The following is an 18,531-nucleotide window of genomic DNA, read 5'->3' as shown; positions in this document are numbered from 1 at the left end:
TTTTTTTGGGTAGATTTTACGAAGAGGCGTGTATAGTAGCAAGTATTTTGAGGGAGAGGATTGAAGGAGTTTTTGTGGGCATGGAAAGGAGAGGAATAAAGGCCGTCCAAAATCAAAAAACTATTAAGTGGTTAAGACAAGCGCTCGTTCTTAGTTCCATTGTGAATATTTTGCTCTTGCTTCTGATTTATTCCACGGTATTTAGAAAAGATATTTATAAATTACAGGTTTTTCCGGGACATCTCGTTGCTAAAAGTTCTCGTATAGGGACCATTCCTCCTGATATTTTGGAAAGGCTAGAGAAAGCTTCTTTTTCCGACTTGCTTACCTTATTGCAGGAGGAGAAAAAGATATTTGGGTACCCATTAAAATTATGGGCTTTAGGTGTTGGCATACAAAAATATTCTTTAGATGTTGCTTCCATGCTAACGCATCCGCTCACTTTCATTAAGCTCAAAAGCCCGGAACACACTTGGTTACTTCCAGACATTAATGATCAGGAGTGCTTGCGGATTCAGCAGTATTTGCATACCGAAAGATTTCCTTTTTCCTCTCAAGGATTCTTTCGTATGATGGTACGTGATTGGAAAGCTGGGATGGTTGATGAAGATATTCTCTATCGTTTTTGTCATCTCCCGGAGTTTCTTTATGTGCGTTCACTCCTTTTCGGAGCAGAGGTTGAGGTGGCTTCTGTGGCCTCTTTGGCAAGAATGGTGATTCAGGGAGGAGAGGATCTTTTCTTTTCTCTGTGTTGTCCAGAGAATCGCCAAACGGCTATTTCCGACCAGCAGAGGAGGATTTTTCTTAAGGCCTATGTAGATAAACAGGAGCCCTTAGCCGCACTTTTATTATTAGTGCACGATGCAGACTGGGTATTGCATGAGTTTTCTGATGAAGATTTGGAAAATTTTGTTCAGATTGTGCCTAAAGATGCTTGTTATACAAGACAGTTTCTTGCTCAACTGGAGCATTCGTGTCGTCAGAGGATTTTAGCTGGGAGTTAGGAGCGTCTAGGTATTCTTCAATAGACGTTCCTGGGACAAGATCAACCCCTCCGATATGCCAAGGGCCACATTTGAGTAGCCGCCTAGCGATGAGGAAAAGGCTTCTTTTCAAAGGATGTTTTTGTAAGGCAACAAGAGCATATTCAGAGCACGAGGGGAAAAAACGACAAGGGGCTCCTAAAAGAGGGGAAATGGTCCATCGGTATAGATGAATCATCCCCTGAAAAAACATGCTGATCTTGGAGGGCTTCATAGTCCTTTAGATGATGTTGAATACGTCTTTAAGTAGTGTGACCAACACTTCCAAAGCAATTAACCAGATCACAGTCCATTCTAGAGCCGAGGAGTGTTGATGATTCAACTGATCATTTAAAATTTCAAGAACATCTCCAAGGATTGCGAGTCTGTGATTCAGCACATTCACGCGGGCATTTACATCCAAGCAAGTTAAAACATCGATGTAGAAAGGCTGAGTTTCCGGATGTTCCCAGAAAAAGTCGGGTTCATCGAGAATATCAGAGTGTAGGTTAACAGAAGCTTTATCTAGAAACAGTTCTCCGATCTTTTTTGCGATTGTTTTGCGAGACAGAGAAATTTTCCCTTTGGAAGCGAGTTCTTGAGGTAAGGACTTTGAATTCTCGACTGTTTTGTAAATCGTTTCTTCAAAAACAGTGAGTTTGATGGATTGTGCTAACCCGAAGGAAATAGCAAGTTTCGTATTTAAGTTAGAATTTGTTAGGACAAGTCTGTCTCGTCGGATCTGAAGCTTTTCTCCATAGTGGAAGTCGTAGCTATCAAATTCTGGGTTAGGAAGAGGATCTACTGCTGCCGAAGTGATTGCCCGGATTACCTGAAGTTCTTCAGCTTCTTCCCATCCCCAGAATACACAAACGCCAAAAGGGAAAAAAACAGCAGCCTTGTCACTCTCATCGAGTTCTTCAGAGGAAATAAGCACATATTCTCGGGATAAGACCGAAGGATAGTTGGCTTTGAGGATGTGAAAGAGAATATGTAAATGATAGGCCGAAGCCGAGCAATAAGCGGAACAGCGCATGGAGAAATTTCTATCTATATCGTTAAGAGAGAGTGTTTCACATTCAAGAGTTTCTTTACAACAAGGGGATGAGGCTCTGAGGAACCATCTTCATGTATACAGCCTCTAAACAGAGTATGGTAGAAGAGCTGGTAGTTTTTGGGAAGACGAAGATTTTTCTTTATAAAAGATAAGAAAAATCTCGATAGGAAGGTTTTTTCTTGTAGTAAAGAGAGAAATCGGAGTAAGCTGTTCTTTGCTTGGTCTTCTTTTTTGCGGAAGTGGCGGAATTGGTATACGCGCTATCTTGAGGTGGTAGTGGAGCTTTCCTTAGGGGTTCGAGTCCCCTCTTTCGCAAAGCTTTCTTCTTACTGTTATCTCTTACAGTTTTTCATTTTGATAATCTTTTTGTCTTTCTAGTATGCTGACAATAGGTTTTGGCTTGCATAAGTGATTGTGGACGCGTAGATCCATGTTTCTTTCATAGTGCAGAAGAGAGGCGTATTGTTGTGCATATATTAGTTTGTTTATTAACGATTTGTGGAGTGTTCAGTCTGCCTGCTTTTGGCGCTCATTTTCTTGCGGAAGAAGAGCAGTTTTATATGGATCGGTTTGTATTTTCTGGTCGGTATCCAGATATGGAGACTATGGAGATCCATGCGGAAAGAAAAAAACGTGTACAGTTTGATGTGACAGGGAGTTTTCCTAAATTAGAGAGCGTTGTTTATAAGGGATCTTTTGGGTTGCTTCGTTCAAAAATAAAAGGGGAGTGCCCAGAACTTTCTTTCGTGGACTTGTCTTGCACCTCTTGTAGAATGGATTTGGATTTCCGCGGAGATTGGAAGAAGAACGCTGCTATTCATATTCGCAATGAGCAAGAACCAATTACTATCCTGCTTCCTAAAGATGTCGGAGTGGTAGTCTATACGCAGGTTGACATGAACAGCAAAGTGGTTGCAGAGGGAGCGTTAGTGCAAAAAGGAAGGGGTTTCTGGAAAAAAACTTTTCGAAATTCTTTAGTAGGAGAAGCCCCTGTCACGCTTACTTTTCATGTGGCAACACGTAACGGAGGGACCATTTTTCTTCGTTAATCCGTAATTACTTTTTGTGGATTTAGGGAGAAGGCGCTTCTGTAAGAAAAGAGGAAAACAAGGCATCGATTTTAGCGTCGATGTCTATAGGGAATTCAGCTAAACACATCAGCTCTTGGAACTTTTTGGCTTGTACGATGATTCTTAAGAGGTGTTCTTCTTCGTGGCTAAAGGAAATGGTTTTTTCGTGAGCATGTTTTTCACAAAACAATACTCCTTCATGACGATACACGGTTGAAGTTTCTAAGGAGCTTTTACACACAGAACAGGAGTATGACAAATCTAAACTTCCTTCATGCTGTAAAAGTTTAAGTAGAAACATAGAAGAAAAAAAATAAGGCTGTGAAGTGTCGGGGATTCGTTGAAGAAAGTTCAGAAAAATGGAGAAGAGATGGGGAGAGGGTTTTTCGTGCCATTGCGTTTTAAGAATAGCTCGAATCATTCTTCCCGTACTTTCCAAGAGCGAATACGAATTTTTAATTTTTGTGAAAGAATTTTTGAGCTCTCCCTGTAGGACTTTTCGCATTTTGGGAGGAGTATGTTGAATAGTGAAAAGACTGAGCGAAATAGGGAGCAAGGACTCTCGAAAATCGCAAGATAGAGCGGCTCCATTTTTTGCGAAAGCAGAAAGAAGCCCTGAGGGAGAGAAGATTTTCACTATGACATGTTGTTTTTCTGCGGGAGATTGGGAGAGAACGATTCCGGGGAGGATGAGCTGCATGAAAACGTATCTATATAGAAGTTTATAAGTTGAGAATATGAAGGAATGCCTTGGCAAAAGGCGAATGTTTTTGTTGCTGGAGAGAGGAACCCTGTCAATTGAGAAGATTTACTAATCAAAGATAAACAAGGGGCTCCAATAAAATAATTGTAGCTAATTAATTGATTGAACGAGCGTGAGGTAATGGTTTGAGCTTTACACTCGATGAGTAACAAGGGCTTAGGATGAGCGAAGGAAAAAGAGGCTTGCCCAGAGGGAGTATAGGATGAAGGGGAAACGATCAGAACATCTGCTCTTCCACGTATTTTTTTAGATAGAGGGGGACGGGAGGTGGGAATGAAGGATCGAATTCCTTTTTCTACGATGATCTGTTGAGGAGGATAGGAGAGCTCTTGGATAAGGAAAGAGAGGAGAGCTTGTCGTATGTTTTCCTCGGGGAAAGAGGGGACAGGTTTGCAGCGGATGGGATCGAAAAGATAACGAGGCTCTGGGGAAGAGGTGTTCATAGGATCAAAAACTTCCAATCGCAAGCAGGTGTGGTTACAAATGTTGCTTATACCGGAATAGTAAAAATTAAAAAGAGATCTGGGAGAAAACGCACCGAAGAGGGTTCGAACCTCCAACCACCTGGTCCGAAGCCAGGTACTCTATCCAGTTGAGCTATCGGTGCTTACTGAAGAGGCCCAGATTACCAGAATCGCTTCTGAAAAACAAGCAAAACTCTTGGAAATGATTATAGAAGCGCGAGCATAGAAGGAGTAATTAAGGGATCGCTTTCTAAAATGACGGTGCGTTCAAGAACATTAGAAAGTTCTCGGACATTTCCTGGCCATGAATAGTCTAAAAAATTTTGTTGAGCTTCTAAAGACAAGGTTTTGGAAGGTTTGTTATTAAGTTTACAAAATTTTTCTAGGTAGTAATGGGCTAAGGGTAAAATGTCTTCTTTTCTCTCGCGAAGAGGGGGAATGTGTAAAGAAATAACGCTAAGCCGATAGTAGAGATCTTGCCGAAGAATTTTAGTTGCCATAGCTTCTTGAAGGTCGCGATTCGAAGTTGCCAAAAAACGAATATTTACCGGAAGAGTTTTCGTTCCCCCCACGTGTTCAAATTCTTGTTCCTGAATTGCTCGTAAGAGTTTAGCTTGTAGGTGAATAGGAATTTCCGTGATTTCGTCTAATAAGAGAGTCCCTTGGTGCGCTAACTCGAATCTACCCACTTTTTTTGTAGTTGCCCCTGTGAAGGCTCCTTTTTCATGGCCGAAGAATTCGGATTCTAAGAGGGTATCGGGAATGGCTGCACAGTTAATTTTGATATAAGGTTTTGTAGAGCGGGGAGAGTGTTTATGTATGAAAAAGGAGAGGTTCTCTTTCCCGCAACCAGATTCTCCGTGTACGAAAATATTTGCAGAGCTGTTAGCTGCTTTTCGAGCCTTATCGAGCAGCTGTTTCATCGCAGGGCTTTCTGCTATTAAAGGATGAGAAAGAGAAGACCCTTGTGATCGAAGAAATAGGTTTTCTTGTTGTAGGGATTGTAGTTCCTCCGCTTTCGTTATTAAGGTGAAAAGAGCTTGGGGAGAGAACGGTTTAGTGAGATAGTTAAAGGCTCCAAAATGCATTGCTTCCACAGCATTTTCAATGGTTCCAAAAGCGGTAATCACCAGAATGGGAGTTTGTGGGCAATGTTGTTTTGAATACTTAATAATATCTAAGCCTGATCCGTCGGGCATGTTCATGTCGGAAATGATCAGATCGAACGTTTGCGTAGAGATCTGTTTATAAGCCCGCTGAACTCCTGTTGCAGAGGAAACAACAAATCCTTTAGTTCCCAAAAGTTCTGAAAGAAGATCTAGGATATGGGGATCGTCGTCAATAATTAGGATTTTTTCTATTGCCATGAGCTTTTTAAGAGAGAGGGATTGTCTTAGAGGCGTTTAAGCGGGAGTCCATAGTAGGGTAAAAACGATCAGATTGTCTTGGTTCGAAAAAACCAAGTCTCCGCCATGTAAACGCATAATTTTATGTGCTTCAGCCAGTCCAAGACCGTTTCCTTGAGGTTTGGTAGTAAAGAATGGTAAAAAAAGTTTCTCTTGAATGTTTAGAGGAAGAGTTCCTGTATTTGTGACGGAAAATCCTTTATCATGCAGCTCGAGAACAATCTCGTCATCCGAAGCTTCTGCAGCATTTTTTACGAGATTCCATATTACGCATCGCAAGCGATCTGGATCTATAGAACGAAAAGAGGGGGATGAGAGGGTTCTTTTGAATGTACAGGAAGGAAAGGTTAAGGAAAGTTCGGGGATTAACGAGGAGAAAAAATCTTGCAAGTCTATAGAGCGAAGATTCAAAGGCTGGATTTTTGTATATTCGAGCATAGAAGAAACGAGCGAATTTAAAGAGCGAGAGCCTTCTATGATGACATTGAGCATACGTTGATGCCGTTCGGAAGAAAGTTCTTCTTTAAGAATTGCAGCAAATCCGGAGATTCCTGTTAGAGGATTGCGTATTTCATGAGCAAGAGTGGCAGCGATCTTCCCTAGTTCAGAGATGCTACGATATTTTTCGATTGCTTGCTCGAGCTGTCGATAGTCTGACCGGTCTCTGATAAGAAGAAAAAGAAAGTTATTTGAAAGATTTTTTCTAACGAATACTTCGATTTCCTTATGAGAAAGGTCTTGGGATAAGGTCAAACGAATCGTTTTAGGAGGGATCTCTTTGTTTAGAGCTTCTTGAACCGAGAATCCAAAAAAGGTGTCCGGAAAGAACTCATGAAACATTCGATGGACTAACTGAATATCTTCTGGAATTCCTAAAATAGAACGAGCTTGGGAATTACAAGTTACAATTTCTCCGCATTCAGAGAGTAGAATAATTCCATCAGGAATAGAAGCAAGAATGGTTTGAGCCTCTCGGTACGATTGGGTTACGCGTGCACGAATGGCTAAAAGCTCGCTATTGGAAACGCAAGAATCACAGGTGTCGATTTTTGACATAAGTTCCCAGTTCGGTTTTTCTTATGGAATAGTTGTTTTTGTCCGTTTCTAGAATACGCAGAATGACGGAGCGTATTTCTGCTAGTTCTTCCTGAATTTCTTGAGGAAGAGCTACAGAGAAACTATCCCGGAATTTTTTGATTTGCTGGTCGACTTTTTCTATACAAGATAAAAGAGTTTTTTTCTGCCGTAATACTTTAGTGAGCTCGTCTGAAGAAAGAGAGGCTTCATTTTGTGTGAGATCGAGGATCGATAAGAAAAAACCTTTCTTTTTTTTTAATAAGGGGAGAAGGGATGATTCTTTCATGACAGGAGAGCAGGTTGGCGTTCTCCTTTAAAAAAAGACTCTTACGAATTATTAGCAACACAAATCATGAAGAACGATTAATGCCGGCGATTGGACTCGAACCAACACCTTACTGCTAAGAGTAGATTTTGAGTCTACCGCGTCTACCATTCCGCCACGCCGGCACAATCTTCTAATTCTGAAGAAAGACAGAAAAAGGGGGTCTCCCTCTATCTGGTAAGAAACGCTCTTACGGGGCAAAGTATAGGGAAGAAGTTTTTTTTTGTTAAGGGGAAAAGGATTTATTCATTTTGAATCTCAATGATTAAGATGGGTTTATTCTTTCTAAAAGTTGACGTGATCTTAAAATCTTCATTTTGGATGCTTGTCTGAGAAAGGGTTATTGTTTTGGAGGGAAGCGGGGGGCCTTTGTATAGTTTTGTTAGAATAGGGGCTAGCATCTGGGGAGAGATAGACTGTTGTGTAGCAACGATTGCTGCTAAGCCTTTACAGTGTTGTTCTGATAAGGGAACCCCAGAAACTTGGAGAAACTGGTAGTGCATAGGACAACAATACCCTTCTTCAACGGTGATGGGGAAATGATGGTGAATAAGTTGAGCAATGGTAAGAAGAAGGGGGTGAACGAAAAAAGGTTTGGCTAAATGTTTGATTCCATCGCAGTCAAAAATCAGAGACTCTTCTGTAGATAATGATCCAGAGGCTCCATGGCAATGAAAGGAGTAGTTTGTAATAACGGGAGATTTTGGGGTAGGCCAGTTGTATATGGGAGCGGGGCGAGACTCTATGGAGGGATATAGGATGAGCTGGCCAGAACTTTGTGTCGTGACGCGAGCAGCTTCTATGTGAGAAGGAGAGGTTGGGGATGAGCATCCCGATAAAAGGCTCAGAAGGCATAATAAGAGAAGGTGGGCGGGGTGCATAAGATTTTTGCGCTGAATAGAAAAAGGTTTATATCTTCATGAAAGAAAAAGTACAAGATTTAGCACTTTCGTTTTGGATGGGGAAGAAGAAGTTATGCATATAGATGCTTATGATGTGTATTTTTTCGATTTAGATGGGTTATTAATCGACACAGAACCTTTATTTTATCAAGCATGTTTAGAGACTTGGCAGAACTATCGAGTCCCCATTACGTTATCTTTTAGCCAATATTATTCTTTAGCTATGCTTGGAAGAGAGAGGTTTCAAAAAGCTTTTATAGAGCTTTTCCCTCAGACACGCGCTTTTTTCCCTCGCTATTTTGGGGATAGAGACCGTTGTTACCAAAGTCTTTTATTAAGAGAGCCAGTGCAGCTTATGCCTGGCGTGGAAATGTTACTGCCTTTATTAAAGGGGAAGCGTTTCGGTGTTGTGACGAACTCTTCTAAAGAGGCTACTTTACGCATTCGAGAAAAATTGCCCATTTTAGAATGTATGCAATTCTGGATAACCCGAGAGAACTATGCTTGTCCTAAGCCGGCTTCGGATAGTTATCTATTGGCTTGGCAGCGTTTTGTAAGGAATGGAGAACGGGTTATCGGATTTGAAGATAGTTTGAAAGGACTTCAAGCATTATCTGGGGTGCAAGCAACTATGGTGGCTGTGAATGCCGCTTTTTCTATAGAAAAAATTCAGACGGCATTCCCAGCAAGAGAATGCTATTGCTTCCCCTCGCTAGAATCATTAGTAGGTTCGTGTGTGCAAAACCATTGATATGGGGCGGGATAACACACGTGATGTAAAGAAAGCCCGTAAGGAGGGGCGGAAGGAGGCCCTTTTTTACGATCTTTTTTTTCGAGCATTTCCAGAAGATGTTCTGGGGGATATTTCCCTTTGCTAACATCGAGAAGAGCTCCCAGAATGTTGCGTACCATTTTATAAAGAAAACCACTTCCTTTGCATACAACTGTGACAAGATGTTCTTGTTCTAACAAGTCGAGGGTATAGAGAGTTCGTACCGTGGAAGAGTACTCTCTTCCTAGATTAGCAAAGGAAGCAAAATCATGGGTGCCTACGAGGTATTGTGCTGCTTCTCGCATGCGCTCAACATGGAGTGTGTGGTGAGGACTAAAACAAAATAGTCGATGGTGAGGAAGTGGTTTAGGGAGTAGCGAAAGCGTGTAATGATATTCTTTAGCTATAGCGGAAAATCGAGAATGAAAATCTTGATGGGTTGCTACAACATCGCGAATGACAATATCATGGGGTAAAAGAGCGTTAAGCATTCTTTTGATTTGTGCAGGATCGGAAAAATGAGGGTGGTCAGGACAACAAAAATGAGCAATTTGTCCTTGAGCGTGAACACCAGCATCTGTACGTCCGGAGGCTATAACAGAAATCCGCTCCCCAGAAATTTTTTTTAGGAGCGTTTCTAAAACTTCCTGGATAGAAAGCGCATTGGGTTGTCTCTGCCATCCAGAATATGCGGTCCCTTGATAAGCAATTCTTAAAACGATTTTTCGTGTCATGAGAAGTTTTATTGATGAGTGTGGGCTTGAAGAAGAGCTTCAGCAAATAGAAGATCTTCGGGATAGGTTACCTTAATTTGAGTTCTATTGCTGAAGATTAGCGTAGGTTCTATGCCGAGCAGCTCAGCAGCTTCTGTATCATCCGATAGGGTGAAATCCATGATTTTCGCAAGAAGAAGTCCTTCTCTGAGTATTTCTGTATCTATGCATTGAGGGGTATGAATTACCGCTATCGCATCTCTATCTAGAGTGCGTACTGGAGTTCGAGATTTAATCGTGTAAGTTGCTGGTGTAGCAAGAGCTGCCGCGCCAGTTTTGAGTGCCGCAAAGCAAACTTCGGTCACTTCATCCGCATAGACAAATGGGCGCACGCCATCGTGCACACACACCCAGGGGGACGAGACTTGTTGTAAGCCAGAAAAAACCGAGTCTTGTCGCAAGGCTCCTGGGGAAGCAAATTTAACAGGGTAGGGAAGAAACAGTTCTTGATACTGTTCTTCACAAACAATCACGATTTCTTGAATAAATGGAAGACGTTGATAAGCGTGTAAGGCATGAAGAATTAGTGGCTCCCCATCGAGATGCGCGTATTGCTTGGGTTGGAAAGACTGAAAACGTTCGCCCTTTCCTCCTCCTAACAATACAAGGGAACAACTAAGGTTCATAGAGACACCTCATGATACAAATTTCTGGAGGAGAGAAAAATCGTAATCGTTTCCACCCTCCAAGTCCTCGGTTTACGTATAAGAGCCTTTTTTCTTGAGGGAAAGAGAACAATCCCCGAGTTAGCTCTGGGTTTTCCAATCCCGAAAGTCTATTTGTTATGGCTTTTGCAAACTTTGGCCAAGGGAGCGAAATTTGAGGACCGTGAGAGTGCCCAGAAAAAACGACATCGCCTGGATAATCTTTCAGAAGGTGAATCGTATCGGGATTATGGGAAAGAATAATACCAGGTAACGTAGGATTATAGTTAGTAAAAGCTTTTTTTGGATCGAATTGTTTGGCAAAAAAGTCTCCTAATCCAACGATGTTCACCATGTCAGAGAGTGTGACACTTTGATTATGCAATAGCTGAAATGGAGTGTCTTGCAATGCCTTTACTAGGTGGGGATTAGGAGCTTGGGGGTTCAATGTGTCTGCAAATTCATTGCGAGACGAGGAGAGCAGGCTTTGATACACCGAAACTAGAGCTCTTTTTAAAGGACGACAGCTTGTTATCGGAATGGTATTGATTTTCCCGTGAATATCGCGAGATACATAGGTAGCGTAATCATGATTCCCTAGGCAAGCGAAGCACCCTAAAGGAGCATTTAAGGAGCATAAGAAATTTTTTAGTCGGTCAGGAGTTTCGACTTTAGCACGGCAGATAAAGTCTCCCGTAAATACTAAAATGTCTGGAGATAAAGAAGAAATTTTGCGAGAGATCTTTTTTAAGAAGGCATCGGGCGTCGACTGAGTCAAGTGCAAATCTGAGATTTGCACAAGGCGAAGCCCATGAAGATGAGCAAACTTCTTGGGTAGCTTCCAGCTCAAGTGGGTGACTTTTAGCAGATTAGGCTCGAAGTGGTTGGCCCAAACCCATGCTAAAGCTGGTGCTGTTACGATAGCTGTTAAAGATGCAGTAAAGCCCACAAACGCAAATAAAAAGAACTAATTTGTTCCCCATCTTAAGGACGAGGAACGCGAGAGTCAATTTCTATTTTATTTAACGATGTGTTTGGAGACCAGTTTCGTCATTTGGAACATGTCTACAGCGTTTTTAGAACCAAAAACTTTAGCCAATTTATCATCGGGATTGATGTTGCGCTTGTTCGTAGGATCTTGAAGGTTATTCTTTTTAATGTAATCCCAAATTTTCTTGATGATCTCTGTGCGAGGCATAGGCCCGGTACCAACAATAGCAGCTAAATCAGCGGATACATTTACAGGCTGCATGAAAGCAGAGTTCTTATTTTGACTCATGGGTGACTCCTAGTTAAAGAAGGTGACAAGCAAAGTTTTTGGCTCTTCCCTCGCAACACTTTTATTCTCTAACAAGGTTTATCGTCAAAATAAAAAACATAGTAAAGCTTTCAGGGAGAGCGATAGAAAACGGGGACCCCTATGCCGCTTCTTCTTGGACTCGCAAGAAATTGATCCCTAAGAGAGGATCGTGTTACCATGAGGACGTTTTAGCAATTCCTGCTACTACAAATGGAAAAAGAGTCCTTACAATAGAGTTTGGTTAGATATTTTGAATGGTGAACGGTTATGCATGAGAATTTTGATAAACGATTAGAGCTTTTGCTTGAGGGGTTGGCTTTAACTCGGAGGTCTCTTTGACCCGGAAGAAAAGGAAAACGAATTAAAGACCCTGGAACAACAGTCTGTTCAAGAAGGGTTTTGGGATGATGTGGCTAGGGCCGGGAAAATTTCTGAGAGAATCGCTCGATTAAAACAGCAGATATTAGAATATAATGAATTAAAAAACAAAATTAACGACATACAATTCTTTTTAAAAGAAGAAGAATTTTTTAAAGACGTAGAAATACAAAAAGAATTAGAAAAAGAATTTGTTTTTTGTGAAAAGAAAATAGCAGAATGGGAAACGCTCAGACTTCTTTCTGGTGAGTTGGATCGAAATTCTTGTTTTCTATCTATCAATGCGGGAGCCGGAGGAACCGAATCTTGTGATTGGGTAGAGATGTTATTGCGTATGTATTCGCGCTGGGCAAACAGCCACGGATGGAAAATAGAAATCATCGATCGGTTAGATGGAGAGGTTGCGGGAGTTAAGCACATTACTTTGAAACTCATTGGTGAGTATGCCTATGGTTATGCTAAAGCCGAAAGCGGAGTGCATCGTTTGGTGCGGATCTCTCCTTTCGATAGTAACGCAAAACGGCATACCAGTTTTGCCTCAGTAGAAGTGTTCCCAGAAATTGATGATAAAATAGAAGTTGAGATCCGTCCCGGAGATATTCGTGTTGATACGTATCGTTCTTCAGGAGCCGGAGGACAACATGTGAATGTAACAGATTCAGCGGTACGGATCACCCACTTTCCTACAGGGATTGTGGTTTCGTGTCAAAATGAACGCAGTCAAATTCAAAACCGCGAGGCGTGTATGAATATGTTACGCGCGAAAATTTATCAGAGGCTGTTACAGGAGCGTTTAGAGAAACAAAATATAGATAGAAAAAATAAAAAAGAAATCAGCTGGGGATCCCAGATTCGTAATTATGTGTTTCAACCTTATACTTTAGTAAAAGATGTGAGGACAGGATACGAAGTAGGCAATATCCAAGCGATGATGGATGGCGAGCTTTTAGATGCTTTTATCAAGGCATACCTAGCTGATTATGGAGAAATTACATGACCACTATGCATGATCCATTATTAGAGATCCGTTATACAGTTCCCGAGGACGCACATTACATGCGTCTTTGGTTAAATGATCCCAAAATTCTTCGAGGATTCCCTATAAAAACCGAAGCAGAAATTCGCGATAGCGTAAATTTTTGGGTAAGTTTTTATCGCTGTCGCAGCAGCTTGACAGCTGTATATAATGGGGAGGTCGCGGGAGTCGCTACTCTCATACTCAATCCCTATATTAAAGTGTCTCATCACAGTTTATTATCCATCATTGTGGGAGAAAAATTTCGTAATAAAGGCATTGGGACTGCTCTGTTGAACAACTTGCTTCACTTAGGGAAGACGCAGTTAAAATTAGAGCTTGTGTATTTAGAAGTGTACGAGGGAAATCCCGCTATCCATCTTTATGAGAGATTTGGATTTATAGAGGTAGGAAGACAGAAGACTTTTTATAAAGATGAGCTAGGATACTTAGCGAAAATTACTATGGAGAGAGGGCTCTAAGTTTTCCATATAGAGTCGAAACTTTCTTTTGTGTAAGATGGTTGTGTCAAAAGACTTCGGTTTGAAAAAATTCGCCTTTTTAATGGCATGTTTGAAAGCAGAATTGAAAAATAATTTGTCAGGGATCTCCTGATAGTAGAAGGATTATAGGTAATAAGCATGGCAGGACACAGTAAGTGGGCCAATACTAAACACCGGAAAGAAAGAGCAGATCATAAGAAAGGGAAAATTTTTTCTCGGACGATTAAAGAGCTCATTTCTGCAGTCAAAATGGGAGGCCCAGATCCTAAGTCAAATGCTCGTTTGCGAATGATTATTCAGAAAGCCAAGGATCAAAACATTCCTAATGAGAATATCGAGCGTAATTTGAAAAAGGCTTCTTCTGCAGATCAGAAAAATTATGAGGAAGTGACTTACGAGTTATATGGATTTGGAGGGGTTGGGATTATCGTGGAAGCGATGACCGATAATAAAAACCGAACCGCTTCAGATATGCGTGTAGCTGTTAATAAACGTGGTGGGACTTTGGTTGAGCCCGGAAGTGTTTTATATAATTTTGCTCGTACAGGAGCCTGCTATGTTCCCAAGAGTTCTATTGACGAGGCCACTCTATTAACTCATGTGATTGACTGCGGAGGGCAAGACCTGGATAGTGACGATGAGGAATTTTTTTTAGTTCTTTGTGAGCCCACAGACTTAGCCTCCGTCAAAGAGGGGTTGCTGGCTAGAGGAGTTACGTGTTCTGAAGAGAAGATAATCTATGTTCCTTTGCGTTTAGTAGATTGTGATGAAGAGACCGGGAAGTCTAATTTGGCTCTAATTGAGTGGTTAGAGAATATCGATGATGTAGACGATGTCTATCACAATATGGCGTAATTATATTGGCCCCGAGCAGAGCTAAAAGGGCTCTGCTCGAGGGGTTCTTTCTACCCTATGTTGTCGATAAGAGATCCGAGGGCTTTTGTTGTTGCTGCTGCCGCCTCAAAAAGGTTTTTGCCAACAGTGGTGGGGCCCTCATCTTTTGTAAGGTTTTCTAGTTTTTGTGCTTGTAAGGCCATATTCAACTTACCTGCAACGGTTCCTAAAGCTTGCGCAGTCTCTCGTGCCGCATCAAAAGCTTTTTTCCCGGAATCGCCGCCTGTTAACGGAGAGGCCGTTCCTTTGTTTCCTGGAACATTTTCAACGTAAGCTATAATTCCTCCAGAGCCCGTCTCCTTTCTGAAGTTATCAACGATACTTCCAAGTTGAGGCCCATCTTTACTTATAAGCTCTCCAGACTCAGAGAAAGATTCGTCAAGATGTGCTCGTACGCGAGGAAGTAGCTCTTGCAGAGTTAGCCCTCCAGACCCAGCCTTACCTGTAGGCAGGAGACTGTGACGAGCCATCACGCCAGAAGCTGGAGCTTTGTTATCTGTTCTAGGTGTTTTAGTTGTTGGTTTGGTTGGAACCGGAGGGAGCGGGGAGTTCGTTCCAGTAATATTTGTGGGGGCTTTCCCAGTCCCTTGATAAGGGGATGATACAACGGTCTCTTTAGCTGTTCCAGTTTTCTCCATGTCGCTAATGACTTTGCCCAAGTTTTGGTTAGCGGGGAGAGGTCCTTCTGTGGAACCGCCATTCTCACCAGGGTAGACTTTATCCAGGTGTTTACGTACAGCAGCAAGGATGTCTGGTCCTTCCGCTCCGCCCTCTATTGATGAAGTAGGTTTCCCAGAGGCCGAAGTAGTTTTTCCGGAGTTATCTCCATCCGTAGACTCTGTATCTGATACACTGTCTTCTCCGATACCCGAGTCGGCATCTGATACATCGTCGATGTCTGCATTCAAGGAGTCAAGTGTTCCTGAGCCATTTCCTGGAGATATAACGGTCTCTTCAGCTGTTCCAGTTTTCTCCATGTCGCTAATGACTTTACCCAAGTTTTGGTTAGCGGGGAGAGGTCCTTCTGTGGAACCGCCATTCTCACCAGGGTAGACTGTATCCAGGTGTTTACGTACAGCAGCAAGGATGTCTGGTCCGTTCGCTCCGTCCTCTATTGATGAAGTAGGTTTCCCAGAGGCTGAAGTAGTTTTTCCGGAGTTATCTCCATCTGTAGACTCTGTATCTGATACACTGTCTTCTCCGATACCCGAGTCGGCATCTGATACATCGTCGATGTCTGCATTCAAGGAGTTTGTTTGGTCAGTTGTATCAATATCACTAGTATCTAAATCGCTAGTATCCGTAGACATGTCCACAGATTTAGAAGCTGTTGGTGTGCTGCTGCCGGAGCTTCCAGATACGTTTGTGTCTCCAACAGTAACATTAGTTCCGCCGACATTAACATTGACGTTGATAACTGGGGTTGGGGATGGAGATGAGGGAGCGGTTGCGAATGGTTCCGAAGTTTCATTGGAGAAGGAGATGCCGTCATCACCAGGGCCAGAGGAAGAGCCCCAGTTGATTTTATTAAACGGCGCTACTCCATCAAAGATTGGTCCAAATTTTACTTCATGCCCGCGTCTCCAAGCAGAAGGGGTGAAGCTGTTTCCGGATTCTGCAGCGTTCCAGGGGCCGTAAGCAACACAGGTTCTAAATTTATTGTTGATAATAATTTTATCTGGGAGGTTACCTCCACTGGCTACACCTGCTTTAGAGGCAACTAGAGGCTCTACACGATTACCCCAATCGGAAGAGAACTTCGCGTACCCTGTGCAAAATTTTGCACACATATCTTCTAAATCTTTTAAGCCAAGGTCTCCTTTAGTTTTTCCATTCTGAACCTTCATGGAACAAACCTGATCCCAGTTTCCATTCGGAACAAAAATGAAGCTACTTCTGTTCGTATCTATGAATACCAGATGTCCGGAGTGTTCGAGCATTCTCCCTTTGACATTAGGATTGGCTAGGAAACTGAGTAAAGAATTCCGGTCTGTGGGGTTATAGCTAGGAAGAGACATATCCGGAAGCCCTTCCGGTCCAGGCTCTAATACGTTCTCATTACGAGGCCTTGTGGTATAGGTGGACGATCGTAGTTGCCTAACGGCGGCGCCATCACCAGAGGCTTTTCCTGTTTGAGCTGTATCAGATGGGGTTGAACGAGATACATCTGCGCTGTTAGACAATCCGTCATCATCCGTTGATAACCCGCTCTCGTATTCGGTATTGTTGCTCTCCACATGATTGGATGAAGAGGCATTGGTTTTAGATGAATCAGAAGATTCAGAAGTGCCAAAGTTTCTTGCAGCAGATGCTGCTGCTTTGTTTGCTGAGGCAGAGGCTGTTTGAGATGGAGACGCTGTTGAGACGCTAGCTGTAATAGGGGTATTGGAGCCGGTACTGGCTTGTATCTGCTCTCCACTAGTCGGAATGGCACTCTCTGCCAAGGAACTTGTTTTAGTTGATGTTTCTACAGCTGTAGAATTGGTAGATGTGGTGGATACAGAGGAAGTCCCAAGAGATCCGGAAGCTGCGGTGGTAGTGGAGACTGTAACTGTTGGGATGTTGGGTCCAGTATTGCTTATTGGAGTCGTCATAACTACAAACAAAAACAAAAACAACGTCTAATTTAATTAGATTTTAAAAAATTGCTTTTGTTAATTGATAGAACAATTGTTTTTAAAATCTATTGTGTTTCTAACAAGCTTTTGTTTGTTAATAAGATGGTGTTTTATTAAAAATAAAGTTTTCGTGAAAAATAACTGCGTACCAGGTAACGTTTGTGAAGAAATGCAATCAAAGGAACTAAAATGCCTGGTATCAAGGTTTTTGGAGGAACGGTCCTACAAGGATCTGTACGTGTGTCGGGAGCTAAAAACGCAGCTACTAAGTTGCTTGTGGCATCTTTGCTTTCGGATAAGCGGACCATTTTGAAGAACGTCCCCAATATTGAAGATGTTCGGCAAACAGTGGAGTTGTGTCGGGCTTTGGGGGCTGTCATAGATTGGGATCAGCAATCGCAAGTGATTGACATTATTACTCCACGTATTTTGTTGTCTAAAGTTCCTCCACAATTTTCCTGTGTAAATCGCATTCCTATTTTGTTATTAGGAGCTTTGCTTCGTCGTTGTCCTTATGGGATCTTTGTCCCTAATTTAGGGGGCGATGCCATTGGACCGCGTTCGTTACATTTTCATCTCGAAGGGCTAGAGAAATTAGGAGCAGAGCTTGTTGTTAGTAAAGAAGGGTACTGGGCTGCTGCTCCAGATGGGCTTGTTGGAGCGCATATTACGTTGCCCTATCCTTCTGTCGGGGCTACAGAAAACCTTATTTTAGCATCTGTCGGGGCTCAAGGAAGAACCCTTATTAAGAATGCCTCTCTGGAAGTGGAGATTATTGAACTTATTGCTTTCTTGCAGAAAGCTGGTGTAGAGATCACGACTGATAATGATAAAACCATCGAAATTTTTGGTTGCCGGGACTTTTCCCCTGTCGAACACACTGTGATTCCAGATAAAATCGAAGCAGCTTCTTTTGGTATGGCTGCTGTAGTCTCCCAAGGAAGAGTTTTTGTAGAACAGGCTCGTCACGAGCATATGATTCCTTTTTTAAAAGTTCTAAGATCTATAGGTGGAGGATTTTCTGTTCAAGAAACTGGGATTGAATTTTTCTATGACAAACCCTTGAAGGGAGGTGTTCTTTTAGAAACGGATGTGCATCCAGGGTTTATTACGGACTGGCAGCAGCCTTTTGCAGTACTGCTCTCTCAAGCAGAAGGATGCTCTGTTATTCATGAGACGGTGCATGAGAACCGATTGGGGTATTTGCGGGGGTTAGCGAAGATGGGGGCTCACTGTGATTTATTCTATGAGTGTCTAAGCGCAAAGGCCTGTCGATACTCTACAGGAAATCATCCGCATAGTGCGGTCATTCACGGTCCCACTCCCTTGAAAGCAACAGATTTAGTGATTCCTGATCTGCGCGCGGGATTTGCTTATGTTATGGCAGCTCTTATCGCCGAGGGGGGAGCTTCTAAGATTGAAAATACCAAGATGTTAGATCGGGGGTACACTGACTGGTTAGGGAAACTAGAAAGCCTGGGAGCCAGAATATTGACAGAAAAAGCGAGGTGCGTTTAGGAGAGCTTTCAAAAGCTCTCCTTAGAAGCT

20 protein-coding genes and 3 tRNA genes are annotated in these 18,531 nt (G+C 42.4%); 8 read left to right on the top strand and 15 right to left on the bottom strand.

Translation table 11 applies throughout. The features are described from left to right. Positions 1–80 precede the first annotated feature (80 nt). Positions 81–1,004 (top strand): hypothetical protein, encoded by a 924-nt coding sequence (locus B6E89_RS02595; protein ID WP_231909334.1) that lies wholly within the window; start codon positions 81–83, stop codon positions 1,002–1,004. Here the strand turns inward: B6E89_RS02595 and yidD are convergent. Further along, positions 925–1,257: a membrane protein insertion efficiency factor YidD gene (yidD, locus tag B6E89_RS02590; protein WP_080124428.1), complete on the bottom strand. Its 333-nt coding sequence runs from the start codon at positions 1,255–1,257 to the stop codon at positions 925–927. The two genes, B6E89_RS02595 and yidD, sit on opposite strands and share 80 nt — an antisense overlap. A gap of 6 nt (positions 1,258–1,263) precedes the next feature. After that, complete coding sequence (locus B6E89_RS02585) at positions 1,264–2,058, bottom strand: RMD1 family protein (protein ID WP_080123848.1); 795 nt, start codon at positions 2,056–2,058, stop codon at positions 1,264–1,266. A 254-nt stretch (positions 2,059–2,312) separates the two neighbouring features. Here B6E89_RS02585 and B6E89_RS02580 point away from each other — a divergent pair. After that, positions 2,313–2,394, top strand: a tRNA-Leu gene (locus tag B6E89_RS02580). Between the two features lie 152 nt (positions 2,395–2,546). Continuing rightward, the gene (locus B6E89_RS02575) at positions 2,547–3,128 is read left to right on the top strand and encodes a hypothetical protein (protein ID WP_080124427.1); all 582 of its coding nucleotides are present in this window, start codon (positions 2,547–2,549) and stop codon (positions 3,126–3,128) included. A gap of 22 nt (positions 3,129–3,150) precedes the next feature. Here B6E89_RS02575 and recO read toward each other — a convergent pair whose 3' ends face one another. The 8 genes from recO to B6E89_RS02535 form a co-directional block, all read right to left on the bottom strand. Continuing rightward, complete coding sequence (gene recO, locus B6E89_RS02570) at positions 3,151–3,849, bottom strand: DNA repair protein RecO (protein WP_080124426.1); 699 nt, start codon at positions 3,847–3,849, stop codon at positions 3,151–3,153. Next, positions 3,786–4,355, bottom strand: coding sequence for a type I restriction enzyme HsdR N-terminal domain-containing protein (locus tag B6E89_RS02565; RefSeq protein WP_051581866.1), 570 nt, complete (start codon positions 4,353–4,355; stop codon positions 3,786–3,788). The genes recO and B6E89_RS02565 overlap by 64 nt, the downstream gene beginning before the upstream one ends. A gap of 90 nt (positions 4,356–4,445) precedes the next feature. Then, positions 4,446–4,519: transfer RNA gene (locus tag B6E89_RS02560), tRNA-Arg, on the bottom strand. Positions 4,520–4,582: 63 nt separating this feature from the next. Continuing rightward, entirely contained in the window at positions 4,583–5,743 is a 1,161-nt protein-coding gene (locus tag B6E89_RS02555) for a sigma-54-dependent transcriptional regulator (protein ID WP_080121509.1), read from the bottom strand. Between the two features lie 36 nt (positions 5,744–5,779). Continuing rightward, on the bottom strand, positions 5,780–6,838 hold the full coding sequence (locus B6E89_RS02550) for a two-component system sensor histidine kinase NtrB (protein ID WP_080129075.1): 1,059 nt from the start codon (positions 6,836–6,838) through the stop codon (positions 5,780–5,782). Then, positions 6,816–7,145, bottom strand: coding sequence for a hypothetical protein (locus B6E89_RS02545; protein ID WP_080126676.1), 330 nt, complete (start codon positions 7,143–7,145; stop codon positions 6,816–6,818). The genes B6E89_RS02550 and B6E89_RS02545 overlap by 23 nt, the downstream gene beginning before the upstream one ends. An 81-nt stretch (positions 7,146–7,226) precedes the next feature. After that, positions 7,227–7,309 (bottom strand) — tRNA-Leu (locus B6E89_RS02540). A 117-nt stretch (positions 7,310–7,426) separates the two neighbouring features. After that, positions 7,427–8,065, bottom strand: coding sequence for a hypothetical protein (locus tag B6E89_RS02535; protein ID WP_080133103.1), 639 nt, complete (start codon positions 8,063–8,065; stop codon positions 7,427–7,429). A 94-nt stretch (positions 8,066–8,159) separates the two neighbouring features. Between B6E89_RS02535 and B6E89_RS02530 the strand changes: the two genes are divergently transcribed. After that, positions 8,160–8,837, top strand: coding sequence for an HAD family hydrolase (locus B6E89_RS02530; RefSeq protein WP_080133263.1), 678 nt, complete (start codon positions 8,160–8,162; stop codon positions 8,835–8,837). Here B6E89_RS02530 and truA read toward each other — a convergent pair. The 4 genes from truA to B6E89_RS02510 form a co-directional block, all read right to left on the bottom strand. Further along, positions 8,783–9,592 carry a tRNA pseudouridine(38-40) synthase TruA gene (gene truA, locus B6E89_RS02525; protein ID WP_080133102.1) on the bottom strand — a complete coding sequence of 270 codons (810 nt, stop codon included), beginning with the start codon at positions 9,590–9,592 and terminating at the stop codon, positions 8,783–8,785. The genes B6E89_RS02530 and truA overlap by 55 nt on opposite strands. An 8-nt stretch (positions 9,593–9,600) precedes the next feature. After that, a complete protein-coding gene (gene ispD, locus B6E89_RS02520; RefSeq protein ID WP_035406701.1) occupies positions 9,601–10,257 on the bottom strand; it encodes a 2-C-methyl-D-erythritol 4-phosphate cytidylyltransferase in 657 nt (218 codons plus the stop codon). Next, positions 10,247–11,224, bottom strand: coding sequence for a UDP-2,3-diacylglucosamine diphosphatase LpxG (gene lpxG / locus B6E89_RS02515; protein ID WP_080133101.1), 978 nt, complete (start codon positions 11,222–11,224; stop codon positions 10,247–10,249). Before lpxG ends, ispD begins: the two co-directional genes overlap by 11 nt. Before the next feature lie 69 nt (positions 11,225–11,293). Further along, complete coding sequence (locus tag B6E89_RS02510) at positions 11,294–11,554, bottom strand: SWIB/MDM2 domain-containing protein (protein WP_035406695.1); 261 nt, start codon at positions 11,552–11,554, stop codon at positions 11,294–11,296. Positions 11,555–11,842: 288 nt separating this feature from the next. Between B6E89_RS02510 and prfB the strand changes: the two genes are divergently transcribed. The 3 genes from prfB (at position 11,843) to B6E89_RS02495 (ending at position 14,326) form a co-directional block, all read left to right on the top strand. Beyond that, a protein-coding gene (prfB, locus tag B6E89_RS02505; protein ID WP_099156071.1) for a peptide chain release factor 2 occupies positions 11,843–12,950 on the top strand; the annotation gives its coding sequence in 2 pieces (ribosomal slippage) (positions 11,843–11,907 and positions 11,906–12,950; 1,110 coding nt in all). Next, the gene (locus tag B6E89_RS02500) at positions 12,947–13,450 is read left to right on the top strand and encodes a GNAT family N-acetyltransferase (RefSeq protein WP_035406685.1); all 504 of its coding nucleotides are present in this window, start codon (positions 12,947–12,949) and stop codon (positions 13,448–13,450) included. Before prfB ends, B6E89_RS02500 begins: the two co-directional genes overlap by 4 nt. Before the next feature lie 159 nt (positions 13,451–13,609). Continuing rightward, the gene (locus B6E89_RS02495; protein WP_035406683.1) at positions 13,610–14,326 is read left to right on the top strand and encodes a YebC/PmpR family DNA-binding transcriptional regulator; all 717 of its coding nucleotides are present in this window, start codon (positions 13,610–13,612) and stop codon (positions 14,324–14,326) included. A gap of 50 nt (positions 14,327–14,376) precedes the next feature. On the opposite strand, the gene tarP is transcribed toward B6E89_RS02495, so the two are convergent. Further along, positions 14,377–16,959: a type III secretion system actin-recruiting effector Tarp gene (tarP, locus tag B6E89_RS02490; RefSeq protein WP_080133262.1), complete on the bottom strand. Its 2,583-nt coding sequence runs from the start codon at positions 16,957–16,959 to the stop codon at positions 14,377–14,379. Positions 16,960–17,172: 213 nt separating this feature from the next. Here tarP and murA point away from each other — a divergent pair, with 213 nt between their 5' ends. After that, a complete protein-coding gene (murA, locus tag B6E89_RS02485; RefSeq protein WP_080133100.1) occupies positions 17,173–18,501 on the top strand; it encodes a UDP-N-acetylglucosamine 1-carboxyvinyltransferase in 1,329 nt (442 codons plus the stop codon). Positions 18,502–18,531 lie beyond the last annotated feature (30 nt).

The organism is Chlamydia suis (assembly GCF_900169085.1).
Lineage (GTDB): Bacteria > Chlamydiota > Chlamydiia > Chlamydiales > Chlamydiaceae > Chlamydia > Chlamydia suis.
The sequence above is the reverse complement of the archived record's forward strand: the minus strand, read 5'-3'. Positions and strand labels throughout refer to the sequence as shown.

What these genes read in the sequence shown, in the direction of transcription:
- B6E89_RS02595 (WP_231909334.1), top strand. Translation starts at nt 81, where the DNA reads ATGGAAAGGAGAGGAATAAAGGCCGTCCAAAATCAAAAAACTATTAAG.
- yidD (WP_080124428.1), bottom strand. Translation starts at nt 1,257, where the DNA reads ATGAAGCCCTCCAAGATCAGCATGTTTTTTCAGGGGATGATTCATCTA.
- B6E89_RS02585 (WP_080123848.1), bottom strand. Translation starts at nt 2,058, where the DNA reads ATGCGCTGTTCCGCTTATTGCTCGGCTTCGGCCTATCATTTACATATT.
- recO (WP_080124426.1), bottom strand. Translation starts at nt 3,849, where the DNA reads ATGCAGCTCATCCTCCCCGGAATCGTTCTCTCCCAATCTCCCGCAGAA.
- B6E89_RS02565 (WP_051581866.1), bottom strand. Translation starts at nt 4,355, where the DNA reads ATGAACACCTCTTCCCCAGAGCCTCGTTATCTTTTCGATCCCATCCGC.
- B6E89_RS02555 (WP_080121509.1), bottom strand. Translation starts at nt 5,743, where the DNA reads ATGGCAATAGAAAAAATCCTAATTATTGACGACGATCCCCATATCCTA.
- B6E89_RS02550 (WP_080129075.1), bottom strand. Translation starts at nt 6,838, where the DNA reads ATGTCAAAAATCGACACCTGTGATTCTTGCGTTTCCAATAGCGAGCTT.
- B6E89_RS02545 (WP_080126676.1), bottom strand. Translation starts at nt 7,145, where the DNA reads ATGAAAGAATCATCCCTTCTCCCCTTATTAAAAAAAAAGAAAGGTTTT.
- B6E89_RS02535 (WP_080133103.1), bottom strand. Translation starts at nt 8,065, where the DNA reads ATGCACCCCGCCCACCTTCTCTTATTATGCCTTCTGAGCCTTTTATCG.
- B6E89_RS02530 (WP_080133263.1), top strand. Translation starts at nt 8,160, where the DNA reads ATGCATATAGATGCTTATGATGTGTATTTTTTCGATTTAGATGGGTTA.
- truA (WP_080133102.1), bottom strand. Translation starts at nt 9,592, where the DNA reads ATGACACGAAAAATCGTTTTAAGAATTGCTTATCAAGGGACCGCATAT.
- ispD (WP_035406701.1), bottom strand. Translation starts at nt 10,257, where the DNA reads ATGAACCTTAGTTGTTCCCTTGTATTGTTAGGAGGAGGAAAGGGCGAA.
- B6E89_RS02510 (WP_035406695.1), bottom strand. Translation starts at nt 11,554, where the DNA reads ATGAGTCAAAATAAGAACTCTGCTTTCATGCAGCCTGTAAATGTATCC.
- B6E89_RS02500 (WP_035406685.1), top strand. Translation starts at nt 12,947, where the DNA reads ATGACCACTATGCATGATCCATTATTAGAGATCCGTTATACAGTTCCC.
- B6E89_RS02495 (WP_035406683.1), top strand. Translation starts at nt 13,610, where the DNA reads ATGGCAGGACACAGTAAGTGGGCCAATACTAAACACCGGAAAGAAAGA.
- tarP (WP_080133262.1), bottom strand. Translation starts at nt 16,959, where the DNA reads ATGACGACTCCAATAAGCAATACTGGACCCAACATCCCAACAGTTACA.
- murA (WP_080133100.1), top strand. Translation starts at nt 17,173, where the DNA reads ATGCCTGGTATCAAGGTTTTTGGAGGAACGGTCCTACAAGGATCTGTA.